Source organism: Streptococcus oralis, from assembly GCF_026782375.1.
GTDB classification, from domain to species: Bacteria; Bacillota; Bacilli; order Lactobacillales; family Streptococcaceae; genus Streptococcus; species Streptococcus oralis_CL.
Genome location: NZ_JAKUWJ010000003.1, coordinates 24,537 through 39,209 on the forward strand (window position 1 = coordinate 24,537; position 14,673 = coordinate 39,209).

A 14,673-nucleotide genomic window follows, 5' to 3' on the forward strand; every position below is an offset into this window, starting at 1 on the left:
CTAGGAAGCTAGCCGCAGGCTGTACTTAAGTACGGCAAGGTGAAGCTGACGTGGTTTGAAGAGATTTTCGAAGAGTATAAAATGATTTTACTGCTTATATTATACCATATGGGAAGAGATTAAAAAACTAGCAGCGGAGTTCCTGCTAGTTTCTTTCATTTCAAGTTATTCCTTATCATCTGGTTTTGCTAACCAGTGAGCCGTATCCATTAACTTATCTACAAGAAATAACTTCCCTAGACCAACAACAAGATTGTCATCTTTTTTCATTGTTTTCATCACTTTTAAACCTTGCATCGTAAAAAAGTAATTCCCGTAAGTTTTAGCTAACATTTTTATGAATCCCATATTACTCTCCTTCGATGATTTCAACTTCTTTTCGGATAATATCAACATCTTTTTGATATTGAACTTCATTGTAGTTGACTAGCTTGGACAATTCCTGTTGCAATCTTTCTCCCATTGGCTTCATGGTCGCAAAGGTTAGGCCACCAGAAATGACTCCACCTAGGATAGGGATCACTTTCCCCATCCCTTTGGCTAGGCCTCCTTTTGTCAGATTAACACCAAAAATTTTCAAAATTTTCTCTAAAATAGGATACCAGAGCGTCTTTGTCAAAGCTTTCTTGTTCACTACTTTTATGACTTGCTTGGCTACTGTCACACCGCCTGATCGAAGCAGGGCACCTGCACCATTTACTCCCAGCATCACACCGAGGTACAGTAGAAGTGTATTTTTAGCTTCCTCGCTTAACTCATTGCGCGATGCCCAGAGATCATCAAATCCGTAAATATACCCTAGTTCTTGAGCTAATTTCAATGAAAAACCATAAAACTGAGCTACGTCTGTTGGGATAGTGATCGCCATGAGAATCCCTCCAGGTAGACCTGCCAAAACCGAAGTTCCACTGGCTAACAGGACATTATCCTTAATACAGGCCTTGGCCACGCGATCCAAGCTTTCTTGAGGCAACAAAGAAGTCGGTCCTTGTTCAATCAAAGTTGAAATATCCTTACGGTCTAATTCCTTTGAAAACTTTTCTACTAAAAATTTCTCTCGATCAACTTTGACTACGGGTAATTTCACCACTTGTTGCAATACTTGCATAGCTATATCTTGTTTAGCCATTTGTATCTCCATTTTTCATTCATATCAGACTTTATCATATCATACTATTTGAAATATACAAATTTTTTAAACTGCCTTTTACAAGGGCAACATATTGTTGAGTAGCAGATGGACTACTCTGACAAGAAAAAAGAGGGGTATCCCCTCTTTTTTAGTTCTTATCCAGATTGCGTAGCATCTCGTCAATCTTGTTTCCGTATTCAATGGATTCGTCTTTGACGAAGGTCAAATCTGGGATTTTGTACAATTTCAAATTGCGACCAAGTTCACGTTTGATAGTACCAGTTGCTTTTTCAAGCCCGATTTGAGCTTTTTGGTTATCCGAAGCAAGGTTACTCAAAATGGTGTAGTAAACCTTGGCAACAGACAAATCCCCCAGCATCTGAACATCGGTGATGGTCACACCTTGGACACGCGGATCACGGACTTTCTTTTGCAAAATCTCATTGACTTCACGCTTGATTTCCATGCCCACACGATCCGTACGGAAATGATTTGCCATGATATTCCTTTCTCTACCTTGAACCAAAAGCTAGGCCAGCAGACCTAGCTATTTTTAAATTTATTGCTTTTCAGTTCAAATTGAAACGAAGTGCAATTTGAACTCATTCGCTTCTTTCGCCGTGGTGAAAGTGATGGAACTGATTTATCAGTCCCATCACAGGGGATTTTTGAGACTCTAGGCTCAAAAATAAGCAATGAAACCATCGGTTTGCTTGCGTCCCTCACCACCTAAGAAAGGAGCAAAAATCTTATCTCTTAATTTCTTCCATGATATAAGCCTCAATCACATCATCCATCTTGATATCATTGTAGCCCTCAATCATCAATCCACCTTCACGACCGTTCGTAACTTCTTTCACGTCGTCTTTGTAGTGTTTCAAGCTTGCGAGTTCACCGTCATAGATAACGACACCGTCACGGATTACACGGACTTTAGAATCACGGGTAACCTTACCGTTGATAACCATAAATCCACCGATAGTTCCCACTTTAGACACCTTAAAGGTTTCACGGATAAGAGCTTCACCGATGATTTTTTCTTCAAATTCAGGATCGAGCATCCCTTTCATGGCTTCTTCCATCTCTTCGATAACCTTATAGATAATGCTGTGGAGACGGATTTCGACATCGTCAGCATCTGCTTGTTGACGAGCTTGTGGTGTAGGACGTACGTTGAAACCGATGATAAAGGCATTTGAAGCTTCCGCAAGAGTAACGTCAGATTCGTTGATAGCACCGACTGCTGAGTGAACGATGGTAACTTTTACACCTTCTACATCGATCTTTTGAAGTGAGGCAGAAAGGGCTTCAACCGAACCTTGTACGTCGGCCTTGATGATAACGTTAACAGACTTGAGTTCACCCGCTTTAAGCGTATCAAAGAGGTTTTCAAGGCTAACACGTTGGGTAGCTTGACGTTGTTTCATAAGGGCACGTTTGGCACGTTCTTCACCTGCTGCACGCGCAGATTTTTCATCTTCGTAAACGGCAAAATGGTCACCCGCCATTGGTGCTTCGTTCAAACCTGTGATAGAAACGGGCGTTGATGGACCTGCAACCTTAACACGACGACCAAGATCATTGGTCATGGCACGGACACGACCAAAGGTATTTCCGACAACGATAGGATCTTGCACATTCAGAGTACCTTGTTGCACAAGAAGGGTTGCGACCGCACCTTTTCCTTTATCCAAACGAGCTTCGATAACCGTACCGATAGCACGCACTGTTGGATCTGCCTTGAGTTCTTGGATTTCAGCCACAAGAAGGACTGTTTCCAAGAGTTCATCGATATTTTGGTTGAATTTAGCTGAGATTTCAACAAATTCAGAATCTCCACCCCAAGCTGTTGACATGACACCATGCTCTGCCAATTCACCGATAACGCGTTCTGGGTTAGCACCTGGTTTATCAATCTTGTTGATGGCTACAATGATTGGAACGTTGGCTGCTTTTGAGTGGTTGATGGCTTCGATAGTCTGAGGCATAACCCCGTCGTCTGCCGCTACAACCAAGATGGTGATATCGGTAACAGATGCACCACGCGCACGCATCGATGTAAAGGCCGCGTGTCCTGGTGTATCAAGGAAGGTAATCTTCTTGCCGTTTTCAACGATTTGGTAGGCACCGATATGCTGAGTAATCCCACCTGCTTCTCCTGTTGCAACACGAGAGTTACGAAGGGTATCTAGAAGGGTTGTTTTACCATGGTCAACGTGTCCCATAATCGTCACAACTGGTGGACGTTCAACCAATTCATCTTCATTAAGATACCCATCTTCGACGAAGAAGCGTTCGATGTCCGCATTGTCCACTTCAACCTTTTGTTTGGCTTCAATACCATAATCTACCAATAGGAGTTCAATGGTGTCACCATCCAAAGATTGGTTCTGTGTGGCCATAACCCCCATCATAAAGAGTTTCTTAACGATTTCAGCTGGTTCACGTTTAATACGTTTTGCGATTTCCGCAACAGTCATACCATCTGTATATTCAAATTCTGTTGGCAATTCGTGGAACTTACGTTCTGTAACAGGTTTTGGTGCCTGATTGCGGTTATTTTGCTTGTTGCCTTTTTTATTCTTTTTGTTGTTATTCCAGTTACTATTTCTTTGATTTCTCACTTGATTCTGACTACTTCGATTCTTTTGTTGTTTTCTAGGACCATCTTCTTCGTGATCATAATCGTCACGTTCTTTGTCTGGTCGAGCTTGTTTTTTACGACGTGTATCCACTGGCGCTTCTTTAGCTACAGGAGCTACTGCTACGGCTGGCTGCGTTTGTTCAGCTAACTTAGCCGCTTCCTCAAAGATTTCTTCAGGCTCCTTGCGTTTATTAGCTTGAGCCAAGGCTTCTTTGGCAGCTTGCGATTGCTTGAAGCGCTCCTCGCTTGAGCGAGCGTACTCTGCATTTTGCTCTGCTTTTAGTGCTTCTGCACGGGCTTTAAAGTCAACACGTGGTCCAGCTGGTTTTGGCTGGAAGTCTTGTTGCTGACGGCGATCATTGCCACGATTTCCTTGACCTTGTGGTTTCTTCCCTTGGTCGTTAAAACGGCGATTGTCGCGGTTTCCTTGACCAGGTTTGCCACCATTACGGCCGTCATTTTTCGGACGGTTACCGTTTTGTTGTTGGTCACGGTTATTGCCCTTGTTTTGTTTGCGTCGCTCTGCCTGCTCTTTGGCACGCGCCTCACGCTCCGCCTTGAAGTTTCGACTCTGTGGTCTTGCGGCCACTACTTTTTCTTCCTTAGGAGCTGCAGGTGTAGCTGATTTGCTTTCTTCCTTAGCGGCTACTGGTTTAGCTGATACAGGCTTTTCTGCTTTCTTTTCTACACTTGCTTTTGGTGCTACAGGTTTTGCTTCTGCCTTAGGAGCAGGTGCAGGTTTAAAGCTAGCTGCGATTTGTTCAGCAACAGCAGCTTCCACGCTCGATGAGTGGCTTTTTACATCCAAGCCCAACTCTTTTGCACGCGCTACAACTTCTTTACTTTCTTTTCCAAGTTCTTTTGCGATTTCGTACAATCTTTTCTTAGACAAATCATGTCCTCCTCTTCTATTCCATAAGAGACCTCATTTTCTTTGTAAATCCAGCATCTGTCACAGCCAAAACCTTTCTCGATTTTCCGACTGCTATGCTTAATTCCAGTGTTGAAAACACGGTTATAACTTCTACTTGATAATAGTCACTTTTATCTTGAATCTTCTTGGTTAGATTGGGACCAGCATCATGAGCTAGAAAGACTAGCTTGGCTTTCTGGTCTTGAATGGCCTTGACCACCAATTCCTCACCCGATATGATCCGGCCTGCTCGTTGAGCAAGACCCAAGAGATTGCTTACTTTTTGCTTATTCAAGTCCTAACTCTCTTCTTTTTACTTTGTGATCCACATAAGCGATCAACTCGTCATAAAAGCTTTCTTCCACTTCCATGTTAAAGCTGCGGTTAAAGACTTTCTTCTTTTTTGCCTCTAGGGCTTCTGCATTGTCTAGCTTGATATAAGCGCCACGGCCATTGGCCTTGCCTGTCGGATCGATAAAGACCTCTCCTTCTTTGTTCTTGACAATGCGGAGCAGATCACGCTTGTCAATCACTTCGTTAGATACAACAGACTTGCGCAAAGGGATTTTTCTTGTTTTCATCTTTCCCTCCTCTAGCAGCTTTTATTCTTCAATCAATTCATCTACATCTGCGTAATCAATTTGACCTGCTTCTTCCATAGCTTCAAACTCACTGGCAGACTTGATATCGATACGGTAACTCGTCAAGTGAGCTGCCAAGCGAACGTTTTGTCCACGACGACCGATTGCAAGAGAAAGCTTGTTATCAGGTACAACGACCAAGGCACGTTTGCTGTCGTTTTCATCAAAGATAACTTGGTCAACCTCTGCAGGTGCGATGGCATTGTAGATAAACTCAGCTGGATCCGCTACCCACTCGATAACGTCAATGTTCTCTTCTACAGGAATCATACGGTCGCTCTTAGCGTCGTAGCGAGCTGGGTGGAACTTGCTGGTGATCTTCTTGATATTGGCACCACCACGCCCAACGATTGTCCCGATAGCGTCCACGTTTGGATTGTGGCTACGAACAGCAACCTTGGTACGGTCACCTGCTTCACGAGCTACACTCATGATTTCAACAGTTCCATCGTAGACTTCTGGGATTTCTTGTTCCATCAAGCGTTTAATCATTTCTGGATGGCTACGACTGACAAAGACGTTGACGCCACGAGGATTGTCTTCAACCTTGTAAACGTAGACTTCGATACGGTCGTGGGAAGCAAAAACTTCTCCAGGGATTTGGTCTTGTTTTGACAATTGAGCTTCGATGCTGCCAAGATTGACATAGATGAAACGGTTGTCAAAACGTTCTACCGTACCAGACATGATTTCTTGTTCATGTTCCTTATAAGTATTGTAGGTGATGGCACGTGTTTGCTTGCGCATTTTTTCCATGATGGTTTGTTTTGCAGATTGGGCTGCTACACGACCAAACTCAGCTGGTGCTTCTTCAAACTTGATCTTGTCACCAAGCTCATAGGCTGAATTAATGGCAAGGGCATCTTTCAAGCTGATTTCCAAACGGCTATCAAATACTTCATCTACAACTTCACGGACAGTATAAACTGTAAAGTCACCTGTTTTTTCATTGAAGTCAATGGCTACGCTATCAGATTGACCATAACGTCTGCGATAAGCGGAACGAAGCGACTCTACTACTGCGTCGATGATGTCTTCTTTTTTGATTCCCTTGTCTTCTTCCAAAATGCGGAAGGCCTCTAGCATTTCTTTACTCATGTTCTTTTTACTTTTGAATCCTCAAAAGCTATCCTTTCTTTTCTATAGTTTTACTGCTAAACGTGCTTTTGATACTAAACTGTATGGAATTTGGACGGTTTTCTTACGTGTCTTGTCCATATATTCCATGGTCAACTCATCCTCTTCAAAGGATAGCAAGGTTCCTTCAAAGACTTTTTGCTTGTCGATGGCCTTATAAAGACCAACGTGAATGTATTTCCCAACTGCTCCAGCGATAGCATCCTTGGTTTTCAAAGGACGCTCCAAGCCTGGACTGGTGATTTCTAGGAAATATTGTTCTGGGAAGGGATCAGGCTTGATAGTGTCTAGGACAGGACTGATAATTTCTGTCAGGTCTGCCGTGTCGTTCAAGGTAATTCCTTCAGGTTTATCTACAAAAATACTGAGAATCATGTCACTGCCAATCTTTCCATACTCGATATCCACGAGTTCGAAAGGCGCTTGGATGACAGGTTCTACAACTTCTCTAACTAATTCTACGATTGTTGCGATTGCGTCCACCTCCTCATAAGCAAGAGGCGAAGATATTTCCCCGCCTCTCTTTCTCATATTCTTACTATCAGTATAGCACGTTTGTCAATTTATGTAAAGTATAAGCACTCAAACGGCTGTTTTTTAAGCTGTTTCTTAAAATTCTGCCTCAACTCGGTAGATTACTTGACCCTTGTTGGAGAATTTTTGCTCATATTCCGTCATGACATTGCCTTCAAAATCACTGGCATGTAAGTCCAACCAAACCCCGTTCAGTTTCATCCCATACTGAGAAAAACTCACCAAGCTGTACTCAAACAAGCCACGATTGTCTGTCTTGAAATGGATTTCCCCATTCTCAGGCAAGATGCGCTTGAAGGTGTCCAAGAAACTCTTGTAGGTCAGACGGCGTTTTTCATGACGTTTTTTAGGCCAAGGATCTGAAAAGTTTAGGTAGAGACGATCAATCTCACCGTCTTCAAAGTAGTCCGTCAAATCTGAACCATCTACCCACAACAACTTGATATTAGGCACTCCAACTTCTAATACCTTATCTAAGGCATAACTTAACACCGACTTTTGGATGTCAATCCCGATGTAATTGATGTCAGGGTTTTGTTTGGCCATTCCTGATACGAAGGCTCCTTTTCCACTTCCAACCTCAACATGAATAGGATGATCATTTCCAAACAAGTCTCGCCATTTCCCTTTAGCTTCCAAGGGATTGAGGACAACATACTGGGGATTAGCCTCTAGTAACTCTGTCGCCCCTTTACGATTTCTAACTCTCATCTCTTCTTTCCATACTTGTCACGGAAGACACGCAAGGCATAAATCTCCCGGTTTACATTGTCTAAATCTTGATTTTCACAGTATTTGGCAATCTGGTTCAAGTAAGAATACTGACCATACCAATACAATTTATCTAACACTGTCTGATTGTACTTATAGCCGTAGTCACTCAACCATTGACGCCACTGATGATCTGGAATGTAGTGGCATAGCAAATGCGCCACATCAAACATACGATCCGTCAGACGAACCGAATCCCAATCCACTAGATAAACAAGCCCACTCTCTGTCTCAATCCAATTACTATGGCGAAGGTCTCCATGCACAATCGTTGCATGATCTTCCCTAAAGCCTGGAACCGTCTTACCTAGTTCAGCAATCACACTATTTAAGTAGTGGTTCTGTTGCAAGATTTCTGGTACTTCTTGTTGCCAAGAACGCAATAAATCAACCGGTTTTTCCATGGTATAGCCCAAACGACTCAACTGCTTCATCAAGGGACGCGAGCGGTGGAGACGGTTCAAGATTGTAATGATTTGTTTGCGATTCATATCGTAGGGAGTCAAGATTTTGCCCGTCAGCCATTCCTGAGCACACATATCACGACCATCCGCTAAACGACGAGTCCATAGTAATTGAGGAGCGATTTGTTCTCTGGCTAGGCCAGGTAGGATTGGAGAGGTGTTCATTTTTACAAAGACGCGCTTCCCATCAGGGTAGCTTCCCATATAAGCCTTGCCGCTCTTCCCTGGTATCGGGGTCAGCGTTAGCTCATTATCACCCAAGTCCATTTCTTTCCTCCGTATAAAGTTTCCTTACTATTCTACTAGTTTTTTGTCTATTCGTCAACCAATCTTTTCACTTGGTAAGGTAAATAAAACAATTGTAGGACAAGACTTGCTCCTACAAGAGCCAACAAGGCTATTTTTTCTTGAAAAACTACTGCTCCGACTAGTAATTCCACCAAAAGAACGACATTTCCAACACCGAGCACTATCTGTTTCAAACCCTTCTCTTTTTCACCCTTTTCTAAAGGAAAGAGCTGGGTCAAGTACTGGTAGTCAAAAGCACGATAGAGAGCCAACAACTGGAAGAGCATAAGATAATTAAACAGGACAACCACTGCCGTCGCAATCCAAGATTGCTCGATGAAGATCACAGCTAACAAGGATAGGAGCAAGAGGCGGAGACTGAGGGCAAAGAGGTCTCCATTTCGCAGATATGAACGAAGATAGAGGTTTTGCCAGATTTTCCCAGGCACCTTTTGAACTGCCTTTAGGATAAAATCCAGATAAGCGCGACGTTTGACACTATTTGAAACGCCCTTGACCTGAGTAAAGAGAGCAAAGAAACGAAGCAAGACTTGCTTGCGCTTGCTTTCTTGGGCAATGACATAGTCCCAGTCGAGGCCATTCTCAGTATAAAATTTACTGGCTTTTTGGTGAAAGAGGAGATATTTTCCAGCTCCCAATAAAACCACATAGATGAGAAAGACTGGAAAACCATAGCCCATGGCTAAAAATAAGGGCGCAAATAAAAGTAAGAAAAGGGTTTGGACAAAGAGCCAAAAGACCAGTGAGCGTACTGTCTGCCCTTTGAGGTGAGACTTAACCTCTTCTTCGCTGACCAAGAGAAAGAGTTTGTCAGGTCCTTCCATGTAGGTCGCGATTCCTCCCCAAGCCAAAAGCAAGACAGATACAATTCCCAAAAACAAGAGGATGGGCCAATGATTTTCAGGAAAATCTTGCAGGAGTTGACTGTACTGGTAAGCTAAAAAACCGATGAGAACCAGCAGGAACAAGACAAAGTGGTCATTGAGAACATAGCGCAGATAACCGACACACTCCTTACGAAAAGCCTGCTTTCTCCTTAAAAACAAGTCTTTCATAGGTCCTCCTCTTTGGTCAGAGCCAAGTAAATATCATTCAAACTCGCTTCAGGCATGTCAAAGGCCTCGCGCAATTGCTGGAGGTTCCCCTGAGCTCGCACCTCTCCCTTGTGGAGGATAACAAAGGCGTCACACATCTTCTCCGCCGAGTCCAGCACGTGGGTACTCATGAGGATGGACTTGCCTTTTTGCTTTTCCACTTCCAAAAGCTGAATCAAGTCGGCAATCGCCAAGGGATCAAGACCAAGAAAAGGCTCATCCACGATAAAGAGGCTAGGATCTACCACAAAGGCACAGATAATCATGACCTTCTGCTTCATCCCTTTGGAGAAATGCACAGGAAACCAATCTAATTTTTGATCCAAACGAAACATTTTTAACAAAGATTCTACTCGCTCAAAAGCCACATTTTGTTCAATACCGTAAGCCATAGCCACCGTTTCGATATGCTCTCTGAGAGTCAGCTCTTCATACAAGCTAGGCGTTTCTGGGATGTAGCCAATCTGCTTGCGATAGTTGGTCGCATCTTCTCGCAGGGTCAAACCATTAATCTTGATTTCCCCACTGTAAGGTGTCAAAAGACCGATAATCTCATTGATAGTCGTTGATTTCCCAGCACCGTTGAGACCAATCAAACCGACCAACTGCCCACTTTCAACTGTAAAGGACACATCTTTCAAGACAGGGACATGAACATAGCCTCCTGTCAGTTTTTTAATTTCTAACATATTTTCTCCGAATCTGGTATAATGTAGCTATATTATATCAAAATTCAATACAGTAGAGGTGGATTTTATGTCAGATTGCATTTTTTGTAAGATTATCGCAGGGGAGATTCCTGCTTCAAAAGTATACGAGGATGAGCAGATTCTTGCCTTCCTTGATATCTCTCAAGTAACACCTGGACATACCTTAGTAGTGCCAAAAGAGCACTACCGCAATCTTTTGGAGATGGATGCTACCAGCGCTAGCCAACTCTTTGCCTCAGTGCCAACAGTGGCTCAAAAAGTCATGAAGGCTACCAAGGCTGCCGGAATGAATATCATCGCCAACTGTGAGGAAGTTGCTGGTCAAACAGTCTTTCATACTCACGTGCATCTCGTACCTCGCTACGGTGCAGAAGATGACCTCAAGATTGACTTTATCGCCCACGAACCTGACTTTGACAAACTTGCCCAAGTCGCTGAAACCATTAGAAACGCTTAAGGAGATGCCATGAAACTATCAAATCTACTGCTATTCGCAGGAGCTGCAGCTGGAAGTTATTTTGTCGTAAAAAATCGCCAAGCCATTCAGGATGAAGTGCTAGATACAACTGACCGCGTCCAAGCTATCAAGGATGATTTGGATATCATCCAAAACAGCCTACAAATCATCGACCAACAAAAAAACCTTATCAAGGAATACCAAAAAGACTTGACCTACAAGTTCAAAGTCTTGGAAAAAGATTTCCAAACTAGACTAGCTGTGATAAAAGAAACACAGGAGCTTGAGGATAAGTAAAAAGAGCCAATTGGCTCTTTTTACTTTATTCTCCTTCAAAGGCATCTTTAATATGGTCAAAGAAGCCTTTTTTCTTTGGATTGACTTTCAAGTCGCCTGCAGCTGCGAATTCTTTAAGCGCAGCTTTTTGGCGGTCGTTCAAACCTGTCGGAGTCACGACATTAACTGTAACATATTGGTCACCAACGGCACCGCCACGAAGGCTCGGTGCTCCCTTGCCACGTAGACGGAATTTCTTGCCAGTCTGAGTTCCTTCTGGGATAACCAATTCAACATCTCCATGAACAGTTGGAATTTCTACAGTGTCTCCAAGAGTAGCTTGGACAATATTAAGATTTAACTTGTAGAAAATAGTTGTTCCTTCACGTTCAAACTTATCGCTAGCTTCCACAGAAACTACTACATACAAGTCACCATAAGGTCCACCGTTAAAGCCTGCTTCACCTTGACCAGCTAGGCGGATTTGTTGGCCTGTTTCCACACCAGCAGGGATCTTCACATGTACGCTATGAGCTTGTTTTTCATGACCTGTTCCGTGACAAGTTGTACATGGATCTTTAATTTCTTTTCCGCGACCATGACAGACATCACAAGTTACTTGACGGCGCATCATACCAAGAGGAGTCTGCGTATCGACATTAATGACACCAGCGCCATGACAGCGTCCACAAGTGACTGGACTTGTCCCTGGCTTAGCACCAGATCCATTACATGTACGACAGCTTGCTTCACGGTTGTACTTCACTTCTTTTTCCGTTCCGAAGACGGCTTCTTCAAAAGTCAAATTCACACGGTACTGGAGGTCATCCCCTTGACGAGGAGCGTTTGGATTGCGTGAAGCTCCGCCTCCCCCGAAAAAACTTGAGAAGATATCTTCAAAACCACCGAAGCCACCTGCTCCGTCAAAGCCGCCAAAACCGCCAGCACCACCAAAGCCACCGTTGGCACCTGCAGCACCATATTGGTCGTAGGCCGCACGTTTTTGGTCGTCACTCAAAGTCTCATAGGCCTCTTGAACTTCCTTGTATTTTTCCTCAGCGCCAGGCTCCTTGTTGATATCTGGGTGGTATTTTTTAGAAAGCTTACGATAAGCCTTTTTGATCTCGTCTGCCGAAGCGTTTTTTGACACCCCCAGACGATCATAAAATTCAGTATTGTTCATAATTCAAGATACAAAGGGCGTCAAACGGACACAGCCAAAATAGGAGTTTTAACGACGGACGCGTGCGTCCTAGAAAAAACTATCTTTTTGGCACAGTCCGTAGCCCGTGTTCAGTTGCGAACACCTTTGTTCCTTTCTATTGATATTGTGAATCAAACCACGATTTAGGTCGGGTTCAATTCCTTTCTTTATATATTGATGATAAAAACTCAAATAAATTAGGTTTGGCCCCTTTTTACCGAAAAACAGAGGCTGGGTTGCAACCTCTGGATTTCTTACTATACTTATGACATTCAAAAGCAAAGTCGATTATACTTTTTTTGAACGAGTAAGGCTTTTAGCAAGTCGCCATAGCGATTGCAGTAGAATGACAATCACTTTAGTGATTCCTCATTCTTAACGACCTCGCTCTCCGATTTTCAAGCTCGGGATAAAATAGTCCACTGGACTATTTTATTTCTCCGTAAACTCTCCGTCTACGACGTCATCGCCTGCGTTTCCTGTTGCCTGTGCGCCTTCTGCTCCTGCTTGAGCTTGTTGAGCTGCTGCGGCTTGTTCGTAGAGTTTCACAGCAAGTCCTTGAGCTTTTTCGTTCAAAGCTTCGAGTTTTGCTTTCATTTCGTCCAAGTTGTTGTCTTCTTGAGCTTTTTTAAGGTCATCAAGGGCAGCTTGGGCAGCATCACGTTCTGCGTCGAAGCCTTTGCCTTCAGTTTCCTTGATTGTCTTTTCAGTCGCAAAGATAGCTTGGTCTACTTCGTTACGAAGGTCTACTTCTTCTTTACGTTTCTTATCGGCTTCAGCGTTTGCTTCTGCATCTTTCATCATACGATCAATTTCTTCATCTGTCAAACCTGAGTTAGATTGGATCACAATAGTTTGTTCTTTTTGAGTTCCAAGATCTTTGGCCTTAACAGACACGATACCGTTCTTGTCGATATCAAATGTTACTTCGATTTGTGGAATACCACGAGGTGCAGCTGGAATATCTGTCAATTGGAAACGTCCAAGAGTCTTGTTATCCGCTGCCATTGGGCGTTCACCTTGAAGAACGTGGATATCAACGGCTGGTTGGTTGTCTGCCGCAGTTGAGAAGACTTGTGATTTAGATGTTGGAATTGTTGTGTTGCGCTCGATCAGTTTTGTAAAGACGCCACCCATTGTTTCGATACCAAGTGACAATGGTGTTACGTCAAGAAGGACAACGTCTTTGACATCACCAGTAATCACACCACCTTGGATCGCAGCACCCATAGCAACTACTTCATCAGGGTTTACTGATTTGTTTGGTTCTTTACCAGTTTCAGCTTTAACAGCTTCTACAACGGCTGGGATACGAGTTGAACCACCAACAAGGATAACTTCATCGATTTCTGACAAGCTCAAACCTGCATCTGAAAGGGCTTGACGAACTGGAACTTTTGTACGTTCTACAAGGTCACGAGTCAAATCGTCAAATTTCGCACGAGTCAAAGTCATTTCCAAGTGAAGAGGTCCAGCCTCACCAGCAGTGATAAATGGCAAGCTGATTTGTGTTGAAGTTACACCAGAAAGGTCTTTCTTAGCTTTTTCAGCCGCATCTTTCAAACGTTGCATTGCCATCTTGTCAGTAGACAAGTCAATACCGTTTTCTTTCTTGAATTCTGCTACCAAGTGGTCGATAATTTTTTGGTCAAAGTCGTCACCACCGAGTTTGTTGTCCCCTGCAGTTGACAATACATCGAAGACACCGTCACCGAGTTCAAGGATAGAGACGTCGAATGTACCACCACCAAGGTCAAATACCAAGATTTTTTCTTCTTTGTCAGTCTTGTCCAAACCGTAAGCAAGGGCTGCTGCTGTTGGTTCGTTGACAATACGTTCTACTTCAAGACCAGCGATTTTACCAGCGTCTTTTGTAGCTTGACGTTGTGCATCGTTAAAGTAAGCTGGAACTGTGATAACTGCTTTCGTTACTTTTTCACCAAGGTATTCTTCAGCGTAACCTTTCAAGTATTGAAGGATCATAGCTGAGATTTCTTGTGGAGTGTATTCTTTCCCGTTAGCAGAAACTTTTTCAGAAGTTCCCATCTTAGATTTGATAGAGATAACTGTATCTGGGTTTGTGACTGCTTGACGTTTTGCAGCGTCACCAACGATGATTTCACCGTTTTTGAAAGAAACTACAGAAGGGGTTGTGCGGTTTCCTTCTGGGTTTGCGATGATTTTTGATTCAGTTCCTTCAAGAACTGCTACTGCTGAGTTTGTTGTACCTAAGTCAATACCGATAATTTTAGACATGTGTTTTTTCTCCTTAAATTTATCTTTTTTCTTTTTGATACTCTTCTTAAGTGGCGGCGCCGTCAGAGCTTGACCTCGTCAATCTCTTTGACTAAACTTTGAGCCTAAGGTCTCAAAGTTTGCGCAAATAG

Annotated in this window: 16 protein-coding genes; 2 read left to right on the forward strand and 14 right to left on the reverse strand. The window is 43.2% G+C overall.

Features of this window, described 5'->3' with window-relative positions; translation table 11 throughout:
- Positions 1-165 precede the first annotated feature (165 nt).
- The 12 genes from MK409_RS07025 to MK409_RS07080 all read right to left on the reverse strand — a co-directional run bounded on the left by MK409_RS07025 (position 166) and on the right by MK409_RS07080 (position 10,328).
- The gene (locus MK409_RS07025) at positions 166-348 is read right to left on the reverse strand and encodes a hypothetical protein (RefSeq protein WP_268705809.1); all 183 of its coding nucleotides are present in this window, start codon (positions 346-348) and stop codon (positions 166-168) included.
- A 1-nt stretch (position 349) separates the two neighbouring features.
- Complete coding sequence (locus MK409_RS07030) at positions 350-1,129, reverse strand: hypothetical protein (protein WP_268705810.1); 780 nt, start codon at positions 1,127-1,129, stop codon at positions 350-352.
- Positions 1,130-1,280: 151 nt separating this feature from the next.
- Entirely contained in the window at positions 1,281-1,631 is a 351-nt protein-coding gene (gene rbfA, locus MK409_RS07035; protein ID WP_001273601.1) for a 30S ribosome-binding factor RbfA, read from the reverse strand.
- 250 nt (positions 1,632-1,881) lie between these two features.
- A complete protein-coding gene (gene infB, locus MK409_RS07040) occupies positions 1,882-4,668 on the reverse strand; it encodes a translation initiation factor IF-2 (RefSeq protein ID WP_268705811.1) in 2,787 nt (928 codons plus the stop codon).
- 16 nt (positions 4,669-4,684) lie between these two features.
- Positions 4,685-4,984, reverse strand: a complete 300-nt coding sequence (locus MK409_RS07045; RefSeq protein WP_016466786.1) for a YlxQ-related RNA-binding protein — start codon at positions 4,982-4,984, stop codon at positions 4,685-4,687.
- The gene (gene rnpM / locus MK409_RS07050; RefSeq protein WP_006144965.1) at positions 4,977-5,270 is read right to left on the reverse strand and encodes an RNase P modulator RnpM; all 294 of its coding nucleotides are present in this window, start codon (positions 5,268-5,270) and stop codon (positions 4,977-4,979) included. The genes MK409_RS07045 and rnpM overlap by 8 nt, the downstream gene beginning before the upstream one ends.
- A 21-nt stretch (positions 5,271-5,291) precedes the next feature.
- Positions 5,292-6,428, reverse strand: a complete 1,137-nt coding sequence (gene nusA, locus MK409_RS07055; protein ID WP_268705812.1) for a transcription termination factor NusA — start codon at positions 6,426-6,428, stop codon at positions 5,292-5,294.
- A 42-nt stretch (positions 6,429-6,470) separates the two neighbouring features.
- Positions 6,471-6,950, reverse strand: coding sequence for a ribosome maturation factor RimP (rimP, locus tag MK409_RS07060; RefSeq protein WP_268705924.1), 480 nt, complete (start codon positions 6,948-6,950; stop codon positions 6,471-6,473).
- A 126-nt stretch (positions 6,951-7,076) separates the two neighbouring features.
- Positions 7,077-7,712 carry a tRNA (guanosine(46)-N7)-methyltransferase TrmB gene (trmB, locus tag MK409_RS07065; protein ID WP_001266087.1) on the reverse strand — a complete coding sequence of 212 codons (636 nt, stop codon included), beginning with the start codon at positions 7,710-7,712 and terminating at the stop codon, positions 7,077-7,079.
- On the reverse strand, positions 7,709-8,503 hold the full coding sequence (gene ccrZ / locus MK409_RS07070) for a cell cycle regulator CcrZ (protein ID WP_268705813.1): 795 nt from the start codon (positions 8,501-8,503) through the stop codon (positions 7,709-7,711). Before ccrZ ends, trmB begins: the two co-directional genes overlap by 4 nt.
- A 47-nt stretch (positions 8,504-8,550) precedes the next feature.
- Positions 8,551-9,600 (reverse strand): ABC transporter permease, encoded by a 1,050-nt coding sequence (locus MK409_RS07075; protein ID WP_268705814.1) that lies wholly within the window; start codon positions 9,598-9,600, stop codon positions 8,551-8,553.
- Complete coding sequence (locus MK409_RS07080; protein WP_268705815.1) at positions 9,597-10,328, reverse strand: ABC transporter ATP-binding protein; 732 nt, start codon at positions 10,326-10,328, stop codon at positions 9,597-9,599. The genes MK409_RS07075 and MK409_RS07080 overlap by 4 nt, the downstream gene beginning before the upstream one ends.
- Positions 10,329-10,395: 67 nt before the next feature.
- On the opposite strand from MK409_RS07080, the gene MK409_RS07085 reads away from it, so the two are divergent.
- Both MK409_RS07085 and MK409_RS07090 read left to right on the forward strand, forming a co-directional pair.
- Positions 10,396-10,806, forward strand: a complete 411-nt coding sequence (locus tag MK409_RS07085) for an HIT family protein (protein ID WP_268705816.1) — start codon at positions 10,396-10,398, stop codon at positions 10,804-10,806.
- A 9-nt stretch (positions 10,807-10,815) separates the two neighbouring features.
- A complete protein-coding gene (locus tag MK409_RS07090; protein WP_268705817.1) occupies positions 10,816-11,103 on the forward strand; it encodes a hypothetical protein in 288 nt (95 codons plus the stop codon).
- A gap of 25 nt (positions 11,104-11,128) precedes the next feature.
- On the opposite strand, the gene dnaJ is transcribed toward MK409_RS07090, so the two are convergent.
- Both dnaJ and dnaK read right to left on the reverse strand, forming a co-directional pair.
- A complete protein-coding gene (dnaJ, locus tag MK409_RS07095) occupies positions 11,129-12,265 on the reverse strand; it encodes a molecular chaperone DnaJ (RefSeq protein WP_268705818.1) in 1,137 nt (378 codons plus the stop codon).
- 453 nt (positions 12,266-12,718) lie between these two features.
- On the reverse strand, positions 12,719-14,542 hold the full coding sequence (dnaK, locus tag MK409_RS07100) for a molecular chaperone DnaK (protein WP_268705819.1): 1,824 nt from the start codon (positions 14,540-14,542) through the stop codon (positions 12,719-12,721).
- Between the last annotated feature and the right edge of the window lie 131 nt (positions 14,543-14,673).